We start from the raw sequence: 265 nt of genomic DNA on the forward strand, positions 1-265 counted from the left end.
GTAGTACCATCTGCGCTAAAAGGTTTAACTGCTCTGTTCGGAATGGTAAGAGGTGAGACCTTTCGCTATAACCACCTTAAATCGTTGAATTAGTCGCTATAAGCTATAAGCAATATGCTTTAAGCAACCAACCATAATATTGTAACATACTAGGATAAAAACACGTTATAATAATAACAAAAAAAGAATCTGCGACGCAATAAGTCTACGGGTTATTAGTATCACTCGGCTATGACATTACTGCCGTTACACCTGTAACCTATCA

At 37.0% G+C, this 265-nt stretch carries 1 rRNA gene; it reads right to left on the reverse strand.

The features are described 5' to 3' along the window. Positions 1-79, reverse strand: a 5S ribosomal RNA gene (gene rrf, locus CCAND38_RS02345); the annotation flags it as partial. Positions 80-265 lie beyond the last annotated feature (186 nt).

Origin of the sequence: Capnocytophaga canis, from assembly GCF_000827555.1 — a bacterium.
GTDB lineage: Bacteria > Bacteroidota > Bacteroidia > Flavobacteriales > Flavobacteriaceae > Capnocytophaga > Capnocytophaga canis.